The following is a 24,366-nucleotide window of genomic DNA, read 5'->3' as shown; positions in this document are numbered from 1 at the left end:
AAGTTGTTTTTGGTCTGTGATTTAAAAAATAGTATTCCCATGTTATCGCCAAAAAGCGGTAATTAATTAATAAGGGGATATTGGTGTTAGTTTCGGCCAGTTAACTAAAAAAGCTCGTGTATTATTTATTTGCAGGTTTAGCGAGCGTGTATTTTCCCCAAAAATCGGTCGCCGTGGTCAGCTCTTCCATCATAGAGATCATGTTGTTAGCGCCACCGCCGCCGTTTCGGCCGCCACCGCCACCATTTCGGCCGCCACCGCCAAAGCCGCCTGCTCCGCCGCCGCCGAAGCCACCTCCACCGCCGCCATTGCGGCCGCCGCCAAAGCCGCCGCCGTTAAATCCGCCGTCGCCGCCGTTGTCACCTTCGCCTCGGTTACGGTTATTGCCCGAGTTGATACCGTTTGCTTTAATGTTGTACGCAAACTCCTTTGGGTCGTCGGCGTTAAGTGCAAGTAACTTCAGGGGGATAGACAACTCGGATACAAAAGCATCTTCGTCGTCAAAGCCGGCTGCTGCCTTAATCCCGTATTCGTTGTAAATAGATATGGTGCTATCGGTAATGTCCTTAAAGCCAAGGATGCCAATCTCCCTGATCAGGCCCAAAGCAGTTTTATGTGTTGCCCGGCTTGCCGAATCGATCTGTGCCTGGGTTTGCGATTGGTTGGCACCAAAGCCACCAAAGCCGCCACGCATGCCGCGCATAGCATTACGGCCGCCCGAAGCTCTCGGCGGCGGCATAGGGAAGGTGATCACAAAGGCGTCCTTATCTTTCTTTTTATCGGCGGTATTGATGGTCAGGCTAATGCCGCCACCTAAGGTTTTGGTTATATCTATCTTGTCTTTAACTTTTACTACCAGGTACAGATTCTTATCGTCGTTGGCCATGGTATAATAAATCTTGGTAGTTTTATTATATGCTTGCAGGTCATAACCCCATTCGGCAAGTTTACCATCTATCTTTATCCCTTCAGGTGCCCGCAGGTTGGCAGGCTGTACGTCTTTTTTTTGGGCGGTCGCTTGCAGGCACAAAGCCGCGAGTAAAACAGGCAGTATTAATTTAAGTGAAGATTTAACCTTCGTTTTCATTTTTGTAATAGTTTATATTATTGGTGTATCTATTTCGCCGAAAGCATATTTATATGTTCGGCTTATATTGACTGTGAAGTTACGACGAAGTTTAATAGTAATTTCAATGTCATATAATTGTTGCGTTATTGTCATACAAATGTTGCACAGACACTTAAAACAGCTCAAAATTGACAAAAAAGGCGTGCTTTTTTTAATTGTGAGTTTAAAAAAGTATTTTTAGTATTGAGGTAGTGCTTTAAGCACAGTAATTCAATATAAGTTATAGATAATATAAGTAACATGACGCATCAATTAACGGCGCTAACACCCATGCTCGAAACCCCCGATATGGCTGCTACTATTGATTTTTATACCGGGGTACTGGGTTTTGTTACTGAGAATTACCAACCCGATATGGGCTGGGCATCATTAAAATACGGCGATGTTAATATTATGTTTACGTTACCTAATCAACATCGCAACATTCCCAAACCGGTTATGAGCGGATCGTTGTATTTTAATACGGATAATGTAGATAATGTTTGGGAGAGCGTAAAAGAAAAGAGCCTGATATGCTATCCTATCGAAGACTTTGATTACGGAATGCGCGAATTCGGGATATTTGATAATAATGGGTATCTGCTGCAGTTTGGGCAGGAAATAGGTTGATGACAACTTTACAATTTTAAATAGATACATGGCAGAACCCTTACCTTCACACGATACAGATAATCAATTAGCTTATAAACCGGTGCGTTTGTCTGAAGCTACCATTACCGAGCTGATGATTCCTTCGTACTCTAACTTTGGCGGAAAGATACACGGTGGTATTTTGTTATCGCTGATGGACAAAGTTGCTTACGTATGCGCATCAAAGCATGCGGGTAACTATTGCGTAACGGCATCAATTGATACGGTGGATTTCCTGGCTCCGATTGAGGTCGGCGAACTGGTATCGCTGATGGCATCGGTAAATTATGTAGGTAAAACATCGTTGGTTGTGGGTATACGTGTTGTTTCCGAAAATGTGAAAACCAATTCGGTTAAACATACCAATACCAGTTATTTTACAATGGTTGCCAAGGACGAACAAAACAGGCCAACCCCGGTACCCGGGCTGATCCTGGAGAATCAGCACGAGGTAAGGCGTTTTGTAGAAGCCATTCGCCGAAAAGAGCTAAGACAAAATTATAAGCTGGAAGTAGAACAGATAAAAGCACCCCTTAATTATGAAAAATGCGAAGAATTACTGATGGGGGAACGCTGTATGCTGGTTGCAAAAGTATAACTTTAAGTTATACAGAATCGTATAAATCATCTTTAACGGTACGTCGCGTATACTTGTATAACTAATTAATTTAACGCATGAGGTTTTGGTGGCTGTTGCTTGTTGTTTTTATTTCTCAAAAAACATTTTCTGCCATATTGCCCGTGGGCGACCTTAATGCCGAAGCCGGCAACATCGACAGTATTGCCAAGATCGATAAACTGAATGCCAAAGCTTATGCCATCTTTCTGGCAAACCCTGCAGCGGCACGTAAACTCTCCGAAAATGCGCTTATCCTGGCAAAAATAAATAACTATAAAAAAGGGATAGGCGAAAGTTTCCTGAATATAGGCGTTACTTACTGGGCGCAATCATATTACCAGGTTAGTTTGTTGTATATCGATACAGCTGTGCATTATTTTGGCAAGCATAACCATTTGCGCCTATCCGAATGCTACCGTAATATGGGGCGCGATTATGCCGACCTGAAAGATTACAAAACAGCTTTTGCATTTCTGCAAAAAGCCGAAGATGAAGCCGATACAAATAAATACCTGCTTGAAGAAGTTGTTACTGAGCGATCGCTTATTTACGCCAGGTCGCACCAGTTTGATAAGGCCGTTGCTGCAGTATACAGGGCCATGAAATTATGTCGCGAGATTAATAACAAGCGCACCGAAGCAATTTTGTATGGCCGTTTAACAAGCATTTACAGCGAATACGAAACCAATAATAATTACAAGCTGGCAAACGGTTATGCTGATACGGCTATCAGCATGAGCTTTTTAGATAACAATAAAAGGCTAAGGGCCAGTTGTTTTGTATCGAAAGCCGAAATTTTGCTCAACCTGGGCCAAACCGATAAAGCCTTGCAATATGCTCAAAGGGCAAGCGCTATGGCCGATAGTTTAGGTGTGATAGATTTTATTTCGGCGTCGTACCAGGTACTGATCGATATCTATCAAAAACAAGGTAACACAAAGCAGGTGCTTTACTATCAGGATAAGTTCAACGACTTTTTGTTTCGGATGACTATGATAGACAGGCGAAACAGTTCGCAGTTAATGCAGGACTATTTCAGCCTCAATAGCCGCCTGCAAAAAATAGATAGTGTACAACGCACCAGCAGGATCAACAAATTGCTGGTCAAATCGCAGCAAAAAATTATAACTATATTATTTATTTCGTTGCTGCTTTTAATCGCAGGCCTTTATACCGTGTATAAACTCTATCGCGAAAAAAACAACCTGGCGGTAAAACTAACAGAGCAAAATTCGGCGATAAAAATCCAGTCCGAACTGATCGAATCGCAGGCCAAGCACCTCAACGGGTTAAACAACTTAAAAAACAAGCTTTTGATGGTTATCGGTCACGATCTCAGGGGGCCTATCGGCAATCTGCGTAATGTAACCGACCTTTTTGAGCAGGGAGCATTAAGCGACGATGAGATACAACAGGTAATGAAAAATATGAATCCCGTTGTAAAAGGCGCCGAACTAACATTGACCAACCTGCTGCAATGGGCAAACAATCAAATACAGGGAAGCAATGTTACTGCTACCGAGGTTAAGTTAACCCTGGTCATCGATGAAATGGCAGAAACTTTTGCTTATCTGTTAGCACAAAAACGCATCACCTTACACAATGACGTTACTGCCAAGGTTTTTTTGTTTGTCGATGAAAACCATCTGAAGGTGATCTTCAGGAACATGATCAGCAACGCCATAAAGTTTACCCAATATGGAGGCGCTATAGCGGTTGCTGCGCTACCCGAGGGAGATAAGATACTCATCAGTATATCCGATACCGGTATAGGTATTAAATCCGAAGATATTGATAACCTGTGGTCGCAAAACCTGCCGCTATCAAAAGTGGGTACACTCGGAGAAATAGGCACAGGTATAGGCTTACAATTATGCCGCGAATTGATCGCACTGAACCATGGTGAGATCTCGGTTACATCAACAGTAGGCAAGGGTACTACCTTTTATATCAAACTGCCCGGAAGCATCCGTTCATAGATAACTGAGCCACCATTGCCGGTGCGCCTGTTTATATTGCATAAACCATTTGCTCGGAAAATACAGTATAAACACAGCTAAGAGCCATACGGCATAAACTATCGGCAGGCCAAAACCATAAGCAATATGTTCGGTTTCGGTTATTTTAAACGCGATGTAGGCCAACAGCTGCAAAAGATAAATATGGCACAGGTAGTAAAATAACGGAACCCGTCCGAAGACCAGGAAGATATCAGTTACCCGGTTTTTTACACCTTCAAGATAGGCCAGCAAAATGAGTACAGGGCCGAGGGTTATCAATAAATAATCGAGCGAAGGCGGATACTTTTGGGCGTTGATAAATGAGAGCACAGTGCGGTACCAAACCTGCTGGTGTGTCCAGTGGTCCGGGTCGCCGTAAAAGTTGCCGCTTCTGATGAGGATAAACAACGCTATCGCCGAAAGGCCTGTCGCAACTAATAACTTTTGCCGCTTAGCCTGTTCCATTTTAAACAGCGTGCCGAAACTATAGCCTGCCGCCATTACGCCAACCCAGGGTATAAGCGGATAAAACACAAATACGTGCCTTGTATTATGTGCATAATTAACGATGCCTTGTACGTGCAAAAACTGCCAGAGCGCTCCACCTGTTTCGCCAAGCGATTTTGGAGCAACAACATCAAAAGCATTATGCCCGAAGATTAATATTAACCCTATAATGCCAATAGCCTCAACGGGTAGATAGATCAACCCGGCTAAAATGATCATGCTTACACCGATTACCCAAATCACCTGTAAAAATACAAAACTATAATCCATGCTAAATTGCCAGGTACCGTGATTCATCGAAAACCCCCAGTTAATTAACGTAACCTCAAGAATGACGAGCCAAATACCCCTGCTGATCAGGAAACGGGCTGCTTCGGCTTTGGTTTTTCCGCGGGTAAGCGATAAGTAGGCGCCCGTGCCTGCCAAAAAAACAAAGGTGGCCGCACAGTAATGTGTTATAAAGCGGGTGATAAATAAAGCTGTTGATGCCTGGGTCAAATCGGTAGGGTTAAATCGGATGGTCGTGAAAAAATCACGGGTATGATCGAGCGCCATAATCACCATCACTATTCCGCGCATCACGTCGATCGACTCGATACGTTTTTTAGGCTGGGTAAGTGTATCAGTCATTGTAACTAAGGTTTGCCGTACAACTTACAAAACAAATACAATAAATGCAAACTGGTTTATTACATAAGCTCAATTAGCTTTTTGATACATCTTTTTTGCATTTGGCTTCCTCGATCTCGGCAATTTCGGCTTCCGACCGCGTCTTTTTCAGGTCAATCCTGATCAGGGCAAACAAACTCATATACACATTGGCCACAAATACCAGGGCAAAACCACCGATGAGGTATCCCCGCCAATCGTCGAATAACAACTTATAACTGGTAATAAAAAGCATAACAAGCGTTACATAATGGCTAAAGCAGTACTCGCATGTAAACAGGTAGAAAAACTTTCGCTTAACTATGGTTTTCGCTGTTTTAGAATACTTTATACAAACTTCCCTCGGCTCACGAAAAACCTCCTCGTGGGTAACCGTCCACGCTATGCAGGCAATGGGTATAGCCAATACAAACAGCCATATAATTTGTGTGCTTAAAGCCATACGTTACAAATAATTAAAATGTGCAAATTGTTTGGCACGGTTGCAATACAAAATTTTAGCGTTAAAAGTGTTATGCAGACGGTTTTTATGTTTGGGTGTTGCTTTTAGCTATTAAAGTTTATTTTTGTTGCATCAGTTTTACACCTCGCCCGTTACGGGCGTTAATTAACGTATTATCTATGACAGTCGGACTGTTCATCCCATGCTATGTCGATCAGTTTTATCCAGGTGCCGCAATAGCTTGTCTTGAATTACTGGAGAAATTAGGCGTTAATGTCGTATATCCGAAAAACCAAACCTGCTGCGGTCAGCCTATGGCTAACTCGGGCTTTGAGCATTTAACACACGGCTGCAACGAACTGTTTATTAAAAACTTTGCCGAATTTGATTATATCGTAGCACCTTCGGGAAGTTGCGTTTTACACGTCCGCGATCATTTGCATGACGATGCCCAGCCCGAGAAAGCCCGTCATATCAGCGAACGCATTTATGAGTTTACCTCTTTTTTAACCGATGTTTTAAAAGTGACCAGCCTGCCGGCGAAGTTCCCGCATAAAGTTGGTATGCACCAAAGCTGCCATGGGCAAAGGGGATTGCACCTGTCGTCGATGACGGAACTGGTTGCCCCCGATTTTTCGAAACCGGGCAGTTTACTCAATATGGTTGAAGGCCTCGAACTGGTTGAACTAAGCCGTAAAGACGAGTGCTGCGGCTTTGGCGGTACGTTTTGCGTTGCCGAAGAAGCGGTATCGGTAAAGATGGGTAAAGACCGGGTGGCCGATCACCTGGAGCACGGCGCCGAATACATAACCGGGGTTGATATGAGCTGCCTGATGCACATGGAAGGGATATTAAACCGCCAGGGCAGTAAGGTTAAAGTGCTGCACATCGCACAGATATTAAACGGGGAGTAGAATTAGAGGCAAGAAGCAAGAATCAAGACCCTGATAACGATTAGTGATGACTAATGACACAATGATCAATGACTAACGAAACAAAAGATCACTCGGCTTTAGCTGATATTTTTAATAAAGACGAGGCCCGCGTTAACTGGCACGACGAAACACTGTGGTGGATCCGCGCCAAGCGTGATAAAGCCGTGCACCAGTTACCTGAGTGGGAAGATTTACGTGAAACGGCATCTCGGATAAAACACAATGTGCTCTCGAACATGAGCTCATACCTGCAACAGTTTGAAGCTAATGCCATTGCAAATGGTATTACCGTACATTGGGCCGCCGATGCTAAAGAACATAACCAGATCGTATTGAGCCTGCTGCAAAAGCATAGCGTTACCCGGATGGTGAAAAGCAAATCGATGCTGACAGAGGAATGCCATTTGAATGAATATTTGGGTGAGAACGGCGTAGATGTGATAGATTCGGACTTAGGCGAGCGTATTGTTCAGCTGGCACACGAGCCGCCGAGCCACATTGTTTTGCCCTGTATCCATAAAAAGAAAGAGGAGATAGGAGAGCTTTTTCACCAATACTTAGGTACACCGGCCGGCAACGCCGACCCGCAGTTCTTGACCGAAACGGCTCGTCATCATTTACGCGAAACCTTTTTAACTCGCCGCGCTGCTTTAACCGGTGTGAATTTCGCCATAGCCGAAACCGGCGAATTTGTAGTTTGCACTAATGAAGGTAATGCCGATATGGGTGCGCATTTGGCTGACGTCCACATTGCCAGCATGGGTTTTGAAAAGATCATCCCCGAAAGGAAACACCTGAGCGTGTTTTTGCGCCTGCTCACGCGAAGTGCTACAGGGCAGCCCATTACCACTTATTCGAGCCATTTCGGTAAGCCTCGCCCTGGTCAGGAAATGCATATTGTGATTGTAGACAACGGGCGCAGTGTACAGCTGGGCCGCGAGGAATTCCGCAATTCGTTAAAATGTATCCGTTGCGGGGCCTGTATGAACACCTGCCCGGTTTATCGCCGCAGTGGCGGGCATAGCTACCATAATGCTATATCCGGACCGATAGGAGCAATCCTGGCCCCAAACCTTGATATGGAAAAATATGCCGACCTGCCGTTTGCGTCGACACTCTGCGGATCGTGCTCAAACGTTTGCCCGGTTAAGATCGATATCCACGATCAGTTATACAAATGGCGCCAGGTAATTGTGAAGAACGGTTATGCCACCAAAACCAAAAAAGCAGGTATGCAGGTAATGACCTTAACGCTGTCATCGCCAACCATTTATCATGTCGGGGGCAAAGCCGGCCGTTGGTTTATGAAACATGTGCCTTTTGCAGTTAACAACAAGCTGAATCCCTGGTACAAGCAACGCGATATGCCCGAACCGCCGAAGGAATCGTTTGGGGAGTGGTATAGTAAAAATAGAAAAAAGTCTTGAGCCCTGAGTCGGGAAGTCAGGAGTAAAAATATTAACATGTTCATCAGTAAAGGACCAATGAACTAATGACCAATGAACCAATGAACGCGTCCAGAGATAAAATATTAGCTGCCATCACCCAAAACCAGCCAGCATCGGTACCGGTGCCGGACATTAGTTTTTTGAAAGGCGGCCCCGAAGACCCTGAAGAAAAGTTTACCACGGTATTAACTACCATTGGCGGGAAGGTACTAAAGGTGAAAGGTTTTGATGAAATAAAAAAGCTATTGCCTGAACATTTTGATACCGGTAAACGCGTGGTTACCACTTTGGCAGAACTGAGCGATGCCGGCCAGCTTTATGCCGGCGAACCTATCGACCCCCATACGATGGAAGATATCGAACTCACTATTACCAGCGCGCACTTCGCGGTTGCTGAAAACGGAGCGGTTTGGGTTACCGAAGAATTGATCAAACAGCGGGTATTGCCATTTATATGCCAGCACCTGGCTGTAGTGGTAAATGCCGGTAGCATCGTGCCTACCATGCACGAGGCTTATCAAAAAATTGGGAATACTACTTACGGATTTGGTACCTTTATCGCCGGTCCGTCAAAAACTGCCGATATAGAGCAGTCGCTTGTACTGGGTGCGCATGGCCCCCGCAGCATGACGGTATTTATACTCGGATAAACCAATGGAACCAGCTAAAGGCTACGTTAATGTCAATACCGATGAAAAGGGGATCACTACTATCGCCTTCTTTCATCCGGCGCAAAACTCGTTACCCGCGGCCTTGCTCGATGAGCTGGCATTGGCAATACAAACCGCAGGCGCTGATGCATTAACCCATGTCATCATCCTGAAAAGTGATGGCGACCGTACCTTTTGCGCGGGAGCCAATTTTGATGAGTTATTACAGATCACCAATCTCGAACAAGGTATGATGTTCTTTTCGGGTTTTGCCAAGGTAATTAATGCCTGCCGTACTTCGCAAAAAATGATCATTGGGCGCGTACACGGCAAAGCTATCGGTGGCGGTATTGGTATTGCCTCGGCATGCGATCATTGTTTTGCTACCGAAAATGCTTCCATTAAACTAAGCGAATTGAGTATAGGTATCGGTCCGTTTGTAATTGAGCCCGCAGTTACCCGCAAAATGGGCTTGAGCGCTTTTTCGCAACTGGCTTTAAATGCGGGCGAATTTTATACCGCGCAATGGGCAAAAGAGAGGGGCCTCTTTGCTGAAGTTTTTGAAACTACCGGAGAAATGGACAAAGCCATCGCAGCATCCGCATCTAAAATGGCTGTGTGGAACCCTGAAGCGTTATCTGCATTACGAAAAACCCTCTGGCATGGTACCGATACATGGGATACTTTATTAACCGGGCGTGCTGCCATCAGCGGCGAACTGGTGTTATCCGAGGCGGCCCAAACTGCCATAGGCGCACTGAAAAAGCATAAATAATATTATAATCCTTCTACACAACCTTTCATAAATCCGTCCGTATAAAATTCGTGTATATAAATACATGGATATGAATTACCTGATTTATGTGAGCGCGTCATCGCGGATGCTGAGTGCCGATGATTTGAAAAAACTGCTGGAAGATACCCGTTATCAATACATCAGTAGCGGTATTACCGGTATGATGCTGTACAGTAAGGGTACCTTTTTTCAGGCGCTGGAGGGAGAGGAAGAGCAATTGGAGCGGGTGTTTGAAGACCTGCAATCTGATGACATCCAGAAATGTGTGATCAAATTAAAAAGCGGTAAGGAAGACTGCCGGACATTTCATGATTGGTCGATGGGGTTTAAACCGGCATCCGAAGAGTTTTCGCATATCAACGGTTTTGTTGATCCATTCCGCTGGGATTTTTTAACAGATCACGATCAGAAGCACCCGGCTGTTAACCTGTTAAAAACCTTCGCGCAGCACAACCTGCAATATTAACCCTTGTTAAATTTAAGGATACATTGATAAACTGCTAAGCATTTAAAAATTAAAATGCTACTTTCGGTTATGCGATCTGATATGACCGATCCTAATCCAACATCCTCCGAAAAATCTGCCCACAGGCTCAAATCCATATTTGGCGGCTCGATAGGTAACCTGGTCGAGTGGTACGATTGGTATATCTATTCGGCGTTTTCACTCTATTTTGCAGGCGCTTTCTTCCCCGAGAAAAACGAAACGGCGCAACTGCTGAACACCGCGGGCATATTTGCCATCGGTTTTTTAATGCGGCCTGTAGGCGGCTGGTTGATGGGCACTTATGCCGACCGTAAAGGGCGAAAAGCAGCATTGACCTTTTCTGTATTGCTCATGAGCGCAGGCTCGTTACTGATCGCGGTTATACCCTCGTATAATCAGATAGGGATTTTAGCGCCGCTGGTACTGGTACTTGCCCGTATATTGCAGGGTATAAGCGTGGGCGGCGAATATGGTACCAGCGCCACTTATCTTAGCGAAATGGCTACCAAAAAGCATAGAGGTTATTATTCGAGTTTTCAGTATGTTACCTTAATTATGGGCCAATTATTGGCGCTTGGCGTATTGGTGCTTTTACAACGATGCTTTTTAACCCAGGCACAATTGCACGCCTGGGGATGGCGCATACCGTTTGCCATTGGTGCCGTGCTGGCAGTATCGGCCATGTATTTAAGGCGTAGCTTAACAGAGACGGAATCTTTTACCAGAGAAACAACACCCGGTAAAACCCGTGGCACTATCGAAGCATTATTTGAACATCCCAAAGCTGTGCTGTTGGTTATCGGTTTAACCATGGGAGGTACGGTTGCGTTTTACACATTCAGCACTTACATGCAAAAGTTCCTCGTTAATACATCCAAATTTAGTAAGGATGAAGCAACCTTGATATCAGCCTTAACTTTGTTTGTGTTTATGCTGGCGCAGCCTCTTTTTGGATTACTGTCGGATAAAGTAGGGCGTAAGCCCCTGCTGATAGCTTTTGGCGTATTAGGTACGATTACAACTTATCCCATCATGACCACTTTAGGTAAAACGCACGATTTTTGGATGGCCCTTGCGCTTATTCTGATAGCATTGCTCATTACCACATTGTATACAGCCATCAACGCGGTAGTTAAAGCCGAGCTCTTCCCGGTAAATGTTCGGGCGCTAGGCGTAGGCTTTCCCTACGCCATCGCGGTATCATTATTTGGCGGCAGCGCCGAGTATATCGCTTTATCGTTTAAAGAACACGGCCATGCCGACTGGTTTTACTGGTATGTTACCGGCTGTATCTTTGCATCGTTATTTGTATATGCTTTTATGGGCGATACGAAGAAATACTCAAAGATGGAAGAATAGATCTGAGATATTAGACGTGAGTATTGAGACAGAATAATCAGTCGTTATCTCAAATGTAATATCTCACATCGCAAATCTAACTAAATAAAATACTATGGAATTTGGACGTGTTACACCCGAAGAGCTGGCAATGGTTGATTTTACCTTGCCTGCCGACCCTGAACTGACTACCGGCACGTTAAAAGCCGCCGGGCATAAAAAGCAGCTCGAAGTGCACGTGGGCTGTGCAAAGTGGGGGCGTAAGGAGTGGCTGGGCAAAATTTACCCCGAAAAAACCAAAGAGGCCAACTTTTTAGATGAATACGTAAAGCATTTTGATAGTATCGAATTGAACGCGACCTTTTATAATATTTATCCCGAATCGACCATCGGGAAGTGGAAAGAAAAGGCTTTACCCAATCCACATTTCAAGTTTTGTCCCAAATTCTCACAAAGTATTACGCATATCAAAAGGTTAAAAGGCGCTCACGAGGTCACCACGCAATTCTACAAAGGCATTATGGCCTTTGGCGATCTGCTTGGCCCTTTATTTTTACAGTTGAGCGATAATTATACGCCCAAAAGCTTACCCGAGTTAAAAGTATACCTGGCCGACCTGCCAAAGGATGTGCCCGTTTTCGTTGAGGTGCGCCATAAAGAGTGGTTTGCGAATACAGCTTTCCGCGATGAGCTTTTCGGTATGCTGAAAGAGCTGGGCATAGGCGCTGTAATTACCGATGCATCGGGCAGGCGCGATTGCGTGCACATGGAATTGCCCACACCCCATGCCTTTATCCGTTTTGTGGGCAACAGCTTGCACCCGACTGATTATTCGCGTTGCGACGAGTGGGTACAGCGCATCAAACAGTGGCATTTAAAGGGTTTACAATCCGTTTGGTTTTTTATGCACCAGCACGATGAGCGCTACTCGCCCGAGTTAGCGGATTATGTGGTTAAAGAATTGAATAAAGAGCTGGGCTTGAATATCATGCGCCCGCATTTTATTGAGAAGGACAAAGGGTTATTTGATTAAGAATTACTTGCTGATTTCTTTAGACAAATCTTTGAGATCGCCTGATTTTAAGTTGTAAGAAATAGATGTGCCTTTGTAATAAACGGTTTCGCCCGTTTGCGAATTGATGACGCACACCAGTTTGTTTGTGCTATCTTTTATAAATAGAAGGTAAAAAAAAGGTTTGTCGCTTTCAATAATTTTTTTGTCCAATTCGTCCTGTAGCAGTACCTTATAATTGTAGGCATACTTTTCAAATATGCTGCCGGCGTCATTTTCTTCCTTGTCTTCGTTGCTCTTTCCGGGGAAAAAGATCCTGAACTTGATGAGCGCCGTGTTGGGTACAAAAAGCGTTTCAGTAGATAGTTTTGCGAGTTCGGCAGGGTTGGTTATGTTATCACCAAGGCTCATTTTTTTACCGGCTAATAACAGCCTCGTCATTTGCTGTAGGTAGTTTTTAACCATGCCAGGCCCCCAATTAAACAGCAGGTTGTTGCCATCAAAGTCCATGCTACCGAGGATTTGTTTTACGCTATTGGCATTGCGGCGGAAATCTGGCACATCAACTATCGCTTTAGGATCGACGGATATGGCGATCTTTGCGATCATTTCCTCATCCGATAGTTTGAGCTCCCTGTCCTTCTTAAAGTAAGCAGGGTCACAGGTCCAAAATGCCAGGTAATAATTAAGGCTTTCTGAGTAGGTTGCGCCCACAGGCATCCGTATCAATGTCGCTTGTAAACTTAAAAAGCTATCATCGGGCGACAGATTCTTACTAAAATCGTCAACCGCCATGAAACGCAGCTCCTTTGTTAGTGTCCAGCTCTTCTTAAGAACCTCCATATATTTTTTTGCACCATAGAAATCCAACCTGTTTACCAGTACATAAGTAACACCATTTTTAATGCGATCGATTTTTTTGGTATCTAAAATGGTAACCTGAGCTTGTGTTTTTATGTGGATGAAGAACAATAACAGCAGGAGAAGGGCGTAGCGTTTAATCATAGCGTCAAATAAATTTAATTAGTATAATATAACTAACGACAATTATAATTAAAATCACCGGTTATAGAAGATAAATTATCCAATCAACCCCGAAATCACATTAATACTCAAAGCAACGATAGCGGTATTAAATGCAAAGGATATCAACGCATGCAGCAACGCCAGCCGGCGGATAGCGCGGGATGATATTTCCACGTCGGATACCTGGAAAGTCATGCCGATTACAAACGAGAAATACACAAAATCGAGATAATCCGGATTCTTCTCTTCCGGAAACTGGAGGCCGCCGATAACGGCATCTTTAGGATCGTCAGCTTCGGGCGTCAGGGTATAGTACATATGGGCGTAGCTCATTGTAAATACGGTGTGCAGCATCAACCACGATACCACTACCGAGCCGATAGACATGAGGACATGTTTGGTAACGTGAGCGTGCTGGGCGTCCTTGCCGTGGTTAAGCAATAAAAATAAAACCGCGAACAGGCTGACGCATGAAGCCACGATCACGAAAAGCAGAACAATAAAGCGGTTCGAATCGCGCAAGCGGGCTATCTGCCGCATTTCGCGCGGATGTGCTGTCAAAATGATAGCCCAGCAAAGTATAATGATCATTAAAGCGCAACTTCCCCATGATAACATGATCAATGCCGGAACAGATACTTTATTCCACAGTAGCGCTACCACAATGGCAGTAACGCCTAACGATATCATCAGGCGGTGATGCGCATCCAAACGCATTAACAGGCCGGGGCCCCTGGTTTCCTTTGTTTTGGTCATTTAATCTTCGCCGATAATTTCGATAACACGGCCTACCTGCCCGTCTTCCAGTCGTACCTTTATCCCGCGCGAGTGGAAAGAAGCGCTCGTAAGCAGATCTTTTACAAACCCGCGGGTACGCTTGCCGCTGCGCTGATCTTTCTTTAAAATGATATCAACTTCCAGGCCGGGATAAATATCGTTGCGGTTTTGTCCGTTCATAGGTTTATTTATTTCGTGATTGCGAGGCACTAAGCGATCTCTATGCTATGCAGAGCGGCTCTGTAAGTCGGGGATTGCTTCGTGCCTCGCACAATGACGCTTGGTCTTTATTTTATCGTACTAATTCATTAACAGCCTGTTCAACCTTCTCAAAATTAAATTGCCCTACTATTTGCTGCATGGCTTTCGATATCTGCTCGTTACCTAAATTCCCGATGCTGCCCTCGTGGGTATGGTTAATGTGGTGATCAGGTTTAAATTCGCCCTTTTCAATAGCCAGGCCAACCTGCTTGTACGCATCGCGGAAAGGCGTACCGTTCAATACCAGGCGGTTAACCTCTTCAACACTGAACAGGTATGCATATTTCGGGTCGTCTAAGATGTTGTTTTTTACTTCAATGTGCTCCAGCATAAACGTTGCCATGTGCAGGCAGTTTTTGATATCGGCGAAAGCCGGGAAAAGCAACTCCTTTAACAATTGCAGTTCGCGATGGTAACCCGATGGCAGGTTGGTGGTCATCATGGCCACATCGGTGGGCAATGCCTGCAGGCGGTTGCAACGGCCGCGCATAATTTCCCAAACATCGGGGTTTTTTTTGTGCGGCATAATGCTCGAACCGGTGGTGAGGTTTTCGGGATAGCTCACAAAGGCGAAGTTCTGACTTAGATATAAGCACTGGTCCATAGCCATTTTACCAAGCGTTGCAGCGATGGACGACAAAGCCTGCGCAATAATGCGCTCGGTTTTGCCACGGCCCATTTGTGCGTAAACTACATTATAGTTAAGGCTCTCAAAGCCTAATAGTTTTGTTGTTAAAGCACGATCGAGCGGGAAAGAAGAACCATACCCTGCTGCCGATCCCAACGGATTTTTATTGGTGATATGATAAGCCGCCAGCACCATCTCCAGGTCGTCGACCAAACTTTCGGCGTAAGCGCCAAACCATAAACCGAATGATGACGGCATGGCGATCTGCAAATGCGTATAGCCAGGCAGTAAAACGTTTTTATGCTTTTCGCTTAAGCTGATGAGCAGATCGAACAAGGTTTGTACGGATGTCACAACTTCCTGTAACTCGTGGCGGAAGAATAGTTTCAGATCAACCAGAACCTGATCGTTGCGTGAGCGGCCGCTATGAATCTTTTTACCTGCTTCGCCGATGCGGCGCGTAAGCAACAGCTCAACCTGCGAGTGGATATCCTCAACTTCCGGCTCAATCTTAAAATCGCCTTTGGCTATATCGGCATAAATGTTTTTTAGTTCTTTTTGTACAATATCCAGGTCCTGCTTATCCAGTAAGCCAACCTTTTGCAGCATTTGCGTATGTGCCAGCGAGCCCAGTACATCAAATGCGGCCATTTGCTCGTCAAACTCACGGTCGCGGCCAACGGTAAAGCTTTCCACCAGTTGATCTACACTGGTAGTTTTTTGCCATAATTTGCTCATGTTGCAAAGATGCTATAAATAATTTATTTGGGTAAGCGGCGCGACAGGAATATATTTAAATACTGTAAGGTAAACCTTCCTCAAATCGTCATAAATATTCCGAACTTGCAACTATGATTTTAGTATTCAATTCTATTTAATATATTAGAACTCTTAACTCCTCATTATGAAAATTAAATACTTATTCGCAGCAGTATTATTGAGCCTGAGCGTTACCGTCATGGCCCAAAAAACAGGCTTCGTATGGAAGACTGCCACATCAGGAGGGTACACTTACAAGTATGTAAGCGGCGACCCGACACACTCCAGGTTTTATGTTTTAAAAAATGGTTTAACGGTGATGTTGAGCCCTACAGCCAAAGAGCCGCGCATACAATGCTATGTGGCGGTTAAAGCCGGGAGTAAAACCGACCCGTCGGATCATACAGGTTTAGCGCACTACCTGGAGCACATGATGTTCAAGGGGACGGATAAATATGGATCGCTCGACTGGGCTAAAGAAAAACCCCTGCTCGACCAGATAGATGCCCTGTACGAGCAATATAACTCAACTACCGATACCGCTAAAAGGCGTGCCATTTATGCACAAATTGACGAGGTTTCGGGCAAGGCAGCAAAATTTGCCATCGCAAACGAGTATGATAAGATGATGGCTTCGATGGGCGGCCAGGGAACCAATGCTTTTACATCGCTTGAGGAAACCGTTTATACCGACGATATACCCTCATCAGCAGTAGATAAGTATTTAACCCTGCAGGCCGAACGTTTCAGGAAGCCTGTTTTAAGGCTCTTTCATACCGAGCTCGAAGCAGTATACGAAGAAAAGAACCGCGGTTTGGATAACGACGGCGAAAAGGTGTTTGAAAGCCTGTATGCTGCCATATTCCCTAACAATAACTATGGTAAGCAAACTACCATCGGTACAGTTGAGCATTTAAAAAATCCATCATTGAATCATATCCGCAATTACTATTATACCTATTATGTTCCGAACAATATGGGCGTGATCATGTCGGGCGATTTTAACCCGGATGTGATGATCAAAAAGATCGATCAGAAATTTGCGTATATGAAAGCAAAGCCTGTCCCGCCTTATACCTTTACACCGGAGAAACCGATAACCTCGCCTATACAACGCGATGTTTATGGCCCGAATCCGGAGAACCTGACTATAGGCTTCCGTTTTGGCGGTGCGCCCACTCATGATGCGGATATGCTAACTTTAGTTAGCCAGATCCTGTCGAACGGGAAAGCCGGTCTGATCGACTTGGATCTTACTAAAAAACAAAAATTGTTGAGCGCGAGGGCAGGAGCGGATATCAACAAAGATTATAGCGTATTAACCCTTACCGGTCAGCCAATAAAGGGGCAATCTCTTGATGATGTAAAGGCCTTGCTGCTTGCCGAACTCGACAAATTGCGAAAAGGCGAGTTCTCTGACGATCTGCTGGCTTCGATCATCAATAATTTTAAGAAGAGCGTGATACAGCAAAACGAAAGCTATACATCGCGTGCAAACAACCTGATGAATGATTTTGTTACCGGGGTGGATTGGCGGCGGGACGTAGCTAATGTAAGCGACCTTTCGAAAGTAACCAAGGCGCAGATTGTAGCCTATGCCAATAAAACGCTGAATGATAACAACTACGTTATTGTTTACAAGCACCAGGGCGAAGACAAAAACATTGTTAAAGTTGATAAACCGCATATTACACCTGTTGAGGTGAACCGCGAAGCACAATCGCCGTTTTTGAAAATGGTGAACGATATACCGGCTAACAATGTAAAACCTGTTTGGCTCGATTATGATAAGGATATTCAAAAGGCAAAAATAGGTAGTGTTGATCTGTTATCTGTTCAAAATAAAGATAACAGTATTTTCAGATTGTATTACCGTTATAATATGGGTAGTTGGAACAACAAACTGTTCTCGCTTGCTGCGCAATATCTGCAGTATTTAGGTACTGATAAAATGACTTCGGAAGATGTAAGCAAGCAGTTCTATAAATTGGCATCAGGTTTCAACACCTCGACAACCGGCGAAGTTACGACCATCAGCATGAATGGTCTGCAGGAGAATTTTGCAAAAACCGTTGCTTTATATGAAGACCTGATTGCCAACTGTAAACCAGATGAAGCAGTATTGGCAAGCTTAAAAGTTCGGTTAAAAAAATCGCGCGAAAACGCGAAACTGAACAAAGGCTCTATTATGCAAGGTTTGGTAAGCTATGCCATGTATGGCGAGAAAAACCCGTTCAATAACGTATTGTCGGATGCAGAGCTCGACGCTGTCAAAGCCGATGACCTGGTCGCTATCCTGCACGATCTGGTTAACTATAATCACACGGTGTTGTATTACGGCCCGTTAACCGCTCAGCAGGCTGCTGTTGCTCTAAAACCGCTGCACAAAATACCGGCAAGCTTTAAACCTTACCCGCAGGCACAGGTTTTTACAAAAGTTAACCAGGAAAAACCGCAGGTACTTTTTGCCAATTATGATATGGTACAGGCCGAGATCGACTGGATCAGGAATTCTGACAGTTATACTTCCGACATGACGCCATCGGTTGAGCTGTTTAACAACTACTATGGGGGAGGGATGAACGCTGTTGTTTTCCAAACCATCCGCGAGTCAAAAGCGCTGGCTTACTCGACCTATGCATTTTATAGTCAACCGGTAAAAAAGGATGATCGTTACGTTATACAGGCTTACGTAGGTACACAGGCCGATAAGTTTAATGAGGCGATTAAGAGCATGAACGAGTTATTGACCGATCTGCCCGAATCGCAAAAGATTGTTACTTCGGCTAAAGATAATATCCGTAAATCGTTAGAGACCGAACGCATAACGCAGGACGGCATATTGTTTAACTATTTAGCTGCAAAGCGCCTTGGCGTTAATTACGATATCCGGAAAAACACCTTTGATGCAATAGATAAAATGGGCTTTGAGGATATCAAAAAGTTCCATGATAAAGAATTAAAGGACAAGCCCTACACCTATTGCGTTGTTGCTTCCGAAAAACGCGTAAGTGACGATGATCTGAAAAAGTACGGCGAGTTGAAAAAATTGAGTCTGAAAGAGATATTTGGGTATTAAACTTCGAAAAAAGCGTAAAAACAGAAAAACCCCGACAGAAATCGGGGTTTTTTATTGTATATATCATAAAAAATCAAACAAACGCCCTATATTAGCCTATTAATTAGATAGGATAACAAGAAAATCAGGAAGATTCCACGGGTGTTTGGTAAAAATCCAAGATATTTTTCGGCTTTTTGGTATTAAATAATAGCTTTGAAGTGGTTAACAACTGAATTCGATCGAGATAAAATTTCGAAAGATATTCTCTGCAACCGATTGCATTATTAAAATTAAAGCGCTAATTTTAGGCCCTGCTTTAAATACGGTATAACCCGAAACATAAGACGGGCGGGATTGTAATTAATAAACGTTTGGAGCCCATAGCGCAGCGGCAAATAAAAATCTATGAAAGAATCATCTTCGGGCGATAAAATACTCTCCGTTGACATTGGCGGATCGCATGTAAAGGCAACGATCCTTGATCATGAAGGCGCTTTACTGATGGATTATGAAAAAATCGCTACGCCGCCGTCTCCAAAACCAAAGCAGTTGGTCGAGGTTATTCAACAACTGATCAAGGTATTTCCGGCTTACGATAAGGTTTCGGTCGGCTTTCCGGGTTATGTTAAAAACGGCGTGATTTTTACAGCGCCCAACCTGGGTACCGATGCTTTTAAAGGATTCGATCTGGCCGGTGCGCTCGAAAAAGCATTAGGTAAACCCACGCGCGTGGTTAACGATGCCGATATGCAAGGCCTTGGAGTAGTAGACGGTAAGGGTTTTGAAATGGTGGTAACACTGGGTACCGGCTTTGGTACGGCGTTGCTGTCCGACGGTTTTTTGCTGCCACATCTCGAGTTATCACAGCTTCCCATTCGCAAAGGCAAAAATTATGATGACTACATAGGCGAAAAGGCTTTGGAGAAAGAAGGCGACGTAAAATGGAATAAGCGGGTTAAAACAGTTATCGGGATTTTAAAAACTGTTTTTAATTACGATACCTTATATATTGGCGGTGGAAACGCCCGGAAAATAAACTTCAAACTGGAGGGCAATATTAAACTTACGTCAAACCGCGACGGCATAAAAGGAGGGGCGCGGCTTTGGAAAGAAGACACCCGCGAACATTTAATCACATCAGTAAAAAAGAAATAATCAACTATAACATTAAGCAATGAGTACAACAACAAAAAGCATCGAAGAACAAGGTATAGATACTATCAGGGTATTATCGGCAGATGCGGTTCAAAAAGCAAACTCCGGTCACCCGGGTACCGCAATGGCTTTGGCGCCAATGGCACACGTGCTTTGGACACAGTTTTTAAACTATAACCCCAAAAACACCCACTGGGCAAACCGCGACAGGTTTATCCTGTCGGCAGGGCATGCCTGTATGCTGCAATACAGTATCCTGTATTTAACCGGGTACGATGTTAGTTTGGATGATATCAAGAACTTTCGCCAGATGAACAGCAAAACCGCCGGCCACCCCGAGTATGGTCTGTGTCCGGGTGTTGATGTCACTACCGGCCCGCTGGGCGCAGGTGTATCAAATGGTGTTGGTTTTGCTATCGCTCAAAAATACCTTGCTGCAACTTATAACAAACCAGGTTTCGATCTTTTTGATTACCATGTTTATGCTATTTGCAGCGATGGTGACATGATGGAGGGTGTAGCATCGGAAGCCGCCTCGTTAGCCGGGCATTTGGAGCTGGGTAACCTGATTTATTTGTACGATGACAACAAGATATCGATTGAAGGCAGTACCGACCTTGCATTTAATGAAGATGTTGAAAAACGTTTTGAAGCTTATGGCTGGCACGTACAGCATGTTGACGATGTTAACGATGTACACGCGTTACAGCAAGCCATAACCAATGCCAAAGCCGAAAAACAAAAACCATCATTTATCCGTGTTCGGTCGTTGATCGCTTACGGTAGTCCGAACAAATCGGGTACTGCGGGCTCACACGGTTCGCCACTGGGCGCTGATGAAATTAAGCTGGTTAAAAAATTCTTTGGATTCGATCCTGAAAAATCGTTCGATGTAGATCCGGAAGTTTTAAAATATTACCACGAAATCGGCGCGAAAGGTATCGAAAAAGAAGAAAAATGGAACAAGCTTTTTGCCGATTATAAGACTAAGTTCCCTGAACTGGCCGCTCAGTACGAATTAGCCGCCAGCGGCGACCTGCCAAAAGGCTGGGAAGCTTCTTTACCGGAGTTTAAAGCCGACGCAGGTAAAATGGCCACGCGCCAGGCTTCGGGTAAGGTGCTGAATGCTATCGCATCCAAGATTCCGGGTTTAATAGGTGGAGCGGCCGATTTAGCGCCATCAACCGAAACCCATTTAAAAGAGTTTGATTCGTTTACCTTCGAGAACCGTGCGGGCCGCAATTTCCACTTCGGTATCCGCGAACATGCTATGGGCGGTGCTGTAAACGGTATGGCTTTAACACCGGGTATTATTCCGTTTGGCGCTACGTTCCTCATGTTCTCCGAATATATGCGCCCGCCCATCCGTTTGGCAGCGATTATGAAAATCCGCCCGATATTTGTGTACACACACGATAGTATCGGTTTAGGCGAGGACGGAACTACCCACCAGCCGGTTGAACAACTGATATCATTACGTTCTATCCCGAATAACCTGGTTATTCGCCCAGCCGATGCCAATGAAACCGTACAGGCGTGGAAAGTTGCGTTAGAGCATGTAGGGGGCCCGGTTTGTTTGGTGCTTACCCGCCAGGGCTTACCAATTTTAGATCAGGATAAATACGGAAAAGCTACCGAACTGGTTAAAGGCGCTTATGTGTTATCCGACGATAAGGACGCCCAATTGATTTTAATTGCCACAGGTTCGGAAGTTGACCTGGCTCTGAAAGCACAGGCCAAACTGAAAGAAGAGGGCATTGCGTCGCGTGTAGTAAGCATGCCATCTTGGGAATTATTCGAGCAACAAAGTGCCGCTTATAAAGAAAGCGTACTGCCTAAAAAACTCAAAAAACGTTTGGCTATTGAGGCAGGTTCGGCGTTAGGCTGGCATAAATACATTACCGACGAAGGCGATACCGTAACCATGCCGGGTTTTGGCGAATCGGCACCGGCTGAGGAGTTGTATAAGCACTTTGGCTTTACGGTTGATAACGTGGTAAGTAAAGCGAAGACTCTGTTGTAGGAACAAGGATTTAAGGATCAAGGAATAAGGATTAAAAGATCTTTGCTCCTTGTTCCTTTCATCTTTTATCTAAACAAAATGCATTGGCAAAACAGTTTAATCAGTAACCTCGAGTGGTCATCCGAGATCATCAACATCAGCGGCAAGCAAAAAGTTGCTGCACAGATAGTTGATAAGGTAAAAGATGGCGATGTAATTGGTATTGGTTCGGGTTCGACGGTTTATGTAGCACTGTTAGCTATAGCCGATAAGATAAAGAGGGAAAAGCTGAACGTAAAAGGCATACCTACATCATTAGAAATATCGATGTTTTGCAGTAAACTGGGCATCCCATTAACAACCCTGTTTGAGCATAAACCCGATTGGCTGTTCGATGGTGCCGATGAAGTTGACCCGGACAACAGTCTGATCAAAGGCAGGGGCGGGGCGATGTTCAAGGAAAAGCTGCTGATCAGTTCGAGCGCTAAAAATTACATCATAGTCGACGAATCGAAGGTGGTGAAAAAGCTGAATACCAACTTCCCCGTGCCGATAGAGGTTTTTCCTCAGGCTTTACTGCATGTTGAGCACGAACTGAAACAATTAGGCGCCAACAGCATTGTATTAAGGCCGGCAAAGGGAAAAGACGGAGCGATCATCACCGAAAACAACAACCTGATACTCGATTGTTATTTTGATGAGGTTGGCAAAACCCTCGAGAAGGATATAAAATCGATAACAGGCGTTATTGAAAGCGGGCTTTTTATCGGGTACGAACTGGAGATTATTCTGGCGGCAAATAATTAAATTACCTTAGCCTAACACAACAATTAAATACCAATTACAAAAAACTAAATATTAATCAGGAACTTTAACAAACCGATCGGGTTGTAGCGCAAAATAACCTGATCAAACTAAAAACAATAAAACCAATAGAAATGGCAACTAACAATGTAAAGCTGATACACAGCTTCGGACAGAGCATCTGGCTCGATTTTATTGACCGTCAGATCATGACATCAGGAAAATTGAAAAGCTTAATTGATGATGACGGCGTACGTGGTGTAACCTCGAACCCGGCAATTTTTGAGAAAGCAATAACCAGCAGTTCTGATTATGATGCCGATATCAGGGCCTTGGCCGATAGCGGTAAGACCAACGAAGAGCTGTTTTTTAGCCTGGCTATTAAAGATATTCAAAAAGCTACCGACCTTTTTAAAGGCGTGTATGATGAATCGAAAGGCGAAGACGGTTACGTGAGCCTTGAGGTTTCGCCGTTTTTGGCTTTAGATACTGACGGAACTACCAAGCAGGCTTTAGAGTTATGGAAAGCCGTTGGCCGCGATAACGTGATGATCAAAATACCGGGTACTAAACCAGGGTTGGCCGCCATCCGCAAAACCATCAGCGAAGGTCTAAATATCAACGTTACCTTGTTATTCGGTCTGCCACGTTACGAAGAAGTTGCAGAGGCTTACATCAGCGGTTTAGAGGATCGCGTGTCAGCGGGTAAATCTGTTGAAGGTATATCATCAGTTGCCAGCTTCTTTTTAAGCCGTATTGATGTGTTGGTCGACCCGATGCTCGACGAAAAAGGCCTGGGCGACCTGAAAGGAGAAATTGCAATCGCGTCAGCAAAAAAAGCTTACGAAATTTATAAACGCGTATTTAACAGCGAACGCTGGAAAGCATTGGCTGCTAAAGGCGCTAAACCACAACGCTTGCTTTGGGCAAGTACCAGCAGCAAAAACCCTGCATTTAAAGATACCAAATATGTTGAGGCGTTGATCGGTCCGGATACGGTGGATACCGTTCCGCTGGAAACTATCGAGGCTTTCCGCGATCATGGTATAGCTGCCAATGTTTTGGAAGACGGTTTGGATAAAGCAACCGAAGCTTTAGACAGGTTGAAAAAAGCAGGTATCGACATTGACAAGATCACACAACAGTTAGAAGATGAGGGTATTGACAAATTCAACAAACCATTCGAAAAACTTTTGCAATCAATTGAAGATCAAAAAGCTAAAGTATAATT

22 protein-coding genes are annotated in these 24,366 nt (G+C 44.5%); 15 read left to right on the top strand and 7 right to left on the bottom strand.

Annotation, left to right across the window (positions count from 1 at the left end; genetic code table 11):
* Positions 1 to 121: 121 nt before the first annotated feature.
* The gene (locus BEL04_RS24170; protein ID WP_066000897.1) at positions 122 to 1,087 is read right to left on the bottom strand and encodes a hypothetical protein; all 966 of its coding nucleotides are present in this window, start codon (positions 1,085 to 1,087) and stop codon (positions 122 to 124) included.
* Between the two features lie 282 nt (positions 1,088 to 1,369).
* Between BEL04_RS24170 and BEL04_RS05115 the strand changes: the two genes are divergently transcribed.
* The 3 genes from BEL04_RS05115 to BEL04_RS05105 all read left to right on the top strand — a co-directional run bounded on the left by BEL04_RS05115 (position 1,370) and on the right by BEL04_RS05105 (position 4,357).
* Complete coding sequence (locus BEL04_RS05115) at positions 1,370 to 1,738, top strand: VOC family protein (protein ID WP_066000895.1); 369 nt, start codon at positions 1,370 to 1,372, stop codon at positions 1,736 to 1,738.
* Between the two features lie 28 nt (positions 1,739 to 1,766).
* Positions 1,767 to 2,357 (top strand): acyl-CoA thioesterase, encoded by a 591-nt coding sequence (locus BEL04_RS05110; protein WP_066000894.1) that lies wholly within the window; start codon positions 1,767 to 1,769, stop codon positions 2,355 to 2,357.
* A gap of 77 nt (positions 2,358 to 2,434) precedes the next feature.
* Positions 2,435 to 4,357, top strand: a complete 1,923-nt coding sequence (locus tag BEL04_RS05105) for a HAMP domain-containing sensor histidine kinase (protein ID WP_066000893.1) — start codon at positions 2,435 to 2,437, stop codon at positions 4,355 to 4,357.
* Here the strand turns inward: BEL04_RS05105 and BEL04_RS05100 are convergent.
* Together BEL04_RS05100 and BEL04_RS05095 are read right to left on the bottom strand one after the other, a co-directional pair.
* Positions 4,352 to 5,515, bottom strand: coding sequence for a DUF1624 domain-containing protein (locus tag BEL04_RS05100; RefSeq protein WP_066000891.1), 1,164 nt, complete (start codon positions 5,513 to 5,515; stop codon positions 4,352 to 4,354). The two genes, BEL04_RS05105 and BEL04_RS05100, sit on opposite strands and share 6 nt — an antisense overlap.
* Before the next feature lie 73 nt (positions 5,516 to 5,588).
* A complete protein-coding gene (locus BEL04_RS05095; RefSeq protein WP_066000889.1) occupies positions 5,589 to 5,996 on the bottom strand; it encodes a hypothetical protein in 408 nt (135 codons plus the stop codon).
* Positions 5,997 to 6,175: 179 nt separating this feature from the next.
* Between BEL04_RS05095 and BEL04_RS05090 the strand changes: the two genes are divergently transcribed.
* The 7 genes from BEL04_RS05090 (at position 6,176) to BEL04_RS05060 (ending at position 12,683) form a co-directional block, all read left to right on the top strand.
* Positions 6,176 to 6,910, top strand: a complete 735-nt coding sequence (locus BEL04_RS05090; protein ID WP_066000885.1) for a (Fe-S)-binding protein — start codon at positions 6,176 to 6,178, stop codon at positions 6,908 to 6,910.
* Positions 6,911 to 6,978: 68 nt separating this feature from the next.
* A complete protein-coding gene (locus tag BEL04_RS05085) occupies positions 6,979 to 8,358 on the top strand; it encodes a lactate utilization protein B (RefSeq protein WP_066000882.1) in 1,380 nt (459 codons plus the stop codon).
* 65 nt (positions 8,359 to 8,423) lie between these two features.
* Positions 8,424 to 9,029 carry an LUD domain-containing protein gene (locus BEL04_RS05080; protein ID WP_254659528.1) on the top strand — a complete coding sequence of 202 codons (606 nt, stop codon included), beginning with the start codon at positions 8,424 to 8,426 and terminating at the stop codon, positions 9,027 to 9,029.
* Positions 9,030 to 9,033: 4 nt separating this feature from the next.
* On the top strand, positions 9,034 to 9,804 hold the full coding sequence (locus tag BEL04_RS05075; RefSeq protein WP_066000880.1) for an enoyl-CoA hydratase-related protein: 771 nt from the start codon (positions 9,034 to 9,036) through the stop codon (positions 9,802 to 9,804).
* A 70-nt stretch (positions 9,805 to 9,874) separates the two neighbouring features.
* Entirely contained in the window at positions 9,875 to 10,291 is a 417-nt protein-coding gene (locus BEL04_RS05070) for a BLUF domain-containing protein (RefSeq protein WP_175403999.1), read from the top strand.
* 81 nt (positions 10,292 to 10,372) lie between these two features.
* Positions 10,373 to 11,671 (top strand): MFS transporter, encoded by a 1,299-nt coding sequence (locus BEL04_RS05065; protein ID WP_139112996.1) that lies wholly within the window; start codon positions 10,373 to 10,375, stop codon positions 11,669 to 11,671.
* 94 nt (positions 11,672 to 11,765) lie between these two features.
* Entirely contained in the window at positions 11,766 to 12,683 is a 918-nt protein-coding gene (locus tag BEL04_RS05060; protein ID WP_066000875.1) for a DUF72 domain-containing protein, read from the top strand.
* Positions 12,684 to 12,686: 3 nt separating this feature from the next.
* Here BEL04_RS05060 and BEL04_RS05055 read toward each other — a convergent pair whose 3' ends face one another.
* The 4 genes from BEL04_RS05055 to argH all read right to left on the bottom strand — a co-directional run bounded on the left by BEL04_RS05055 (position 12,687) and on the right by argH (position 16,092).
* Positions 12,687 to 13,667 (bottom strand): hypothetical protein, encoded by a 981-nt coding sequence (locus tag BEL04_RS05055; protein ID WP_066000873.1) that lies wholly within the window; start codon positions 13,665 to 13,667, stop codon positions 12,687 to 12,689.
* A 75-nt stretch (positions 13,668 to 13,742) separates the two neighbouring features.
* Positions 13,743 to 14,444: a DUF1345 domain-containing protein gene (locus tag BEL04_RS05050; protein ID WP_066000871.1), complete on the bottom strand. Its 702-nt coding sequence runs from the start codon at positions 14,442 to 14,444 to the stop codon at positions 13,743 to 13,745.
* Positions 14,445 to 14,645: a YwbE family protein gene (locus tag BEL04_RS05045; RefSeq protein WP_066000870.1), complete on the bottom strand. Its 201-nt coding sequence runs from the start codon at positions 14,643 to 14,645 to the stop codon at positions 14,445 to 14,447. It abuts the gene before it with no gap.
* A 112-nt stretch (positions 14,646 to 14,757) separates the two neighbouring features.
* The gene (gene argH, locus BEL04_RS05040) at positions 14,758 to 16,092 is read right to left on the bottom strand and encodes an argininosuccinate lyase (protein WP_066000869.1); all 1,335 of its coding nucleotides are present in this window, start codon (positions 16,090 to 16,092) and stop codon (positions 14,758 to 14,760) included.
* A 166-nt stretch (positions 16,093 to 16,258) separates the two neighbouring features.
* Between argH and BEL04_RS05035 the strand changes: the two genes are divergently transcribed.
* From BEL04_RS05035 to tal, 5 genes are all read left to right on the top strand, one after another.
* Positions 16,259 to 19,192: a pitrilysin family protein gene (locus BEL04_RS05035; RefSeq protein ID WP_066000868.1), complete on the top strand. Its 2,934-nt coding sequence runs from the start codon at positions 16,259 to 16,261 to the stop codon at positions 19,190 to 19,192.
* A gap of 387 nt (positions 19,193 to 19,579) precedes the next feature.
* Positions 19,580 to 20,329 carry an ROK family protein gene (locus tag BEL04_RS05030; protein ID WP_066000865.1) on the top strand — a complete coding sequence of 250 codons (750 nt, stop codon included), beginning with the start codon at positions 19,580 to 19,582 and terminating at the stop codon, positions 20,327 to 20,329.
* 19 nt (positions 20,330 to 20,348) lie between these two features.
* Positions 20,349 to 22,352, top strand: coding sequence for a transketolase (tkt, locus tag BEL04_RS05025; RefSeq protein WP_066000863.1), 2,004 nt, complete (start codon positions 20,349 to 20,351; stop codon positions 22,350 to 22,352).
* A gap of 78 nt (positions 22,353 to 22,430) precedes the next feature.
* Positions 22,431 to 23,138, top strand: a complete 708-nt coding sequence (gene rpiA, locus BEL04_RS05020; RefSeq protein WP_066000856.1) for a ribose 5-phosphate isomerase A — start codon at positions 22,431 to 22,433, stop codon at positions 23,136 to 23,138.
* A 131-nt stretch (positions 23,139 to 23,269) separates the two neighbouring features.
* Entirely contained in the window at positions 23,270 to 24,364 is a 1,095-nt protein-coding gene (tal, locus tag BEL04_RS05015; protein ID WP_066000855.1) for a transaldolase, read from the top strand.
* Positions 24,365 to 24,366 lie beyond the last annotated feature (2 nt).

This window comes from Mucilaginibacter sp. PPCGB 2223 (assembly GCF_001705515.1).
Taxonomy (GTDB): Bacteria; Bacteroidota; Bacteroidia; order Sphingobacteriales; family Sphingobacteriaceae; genus Mucilaginibacter.
Note: the sequence above shows the minus strand (reverse complement) of the source record. Positions and strands in the feature narration are given on the sequence as shown.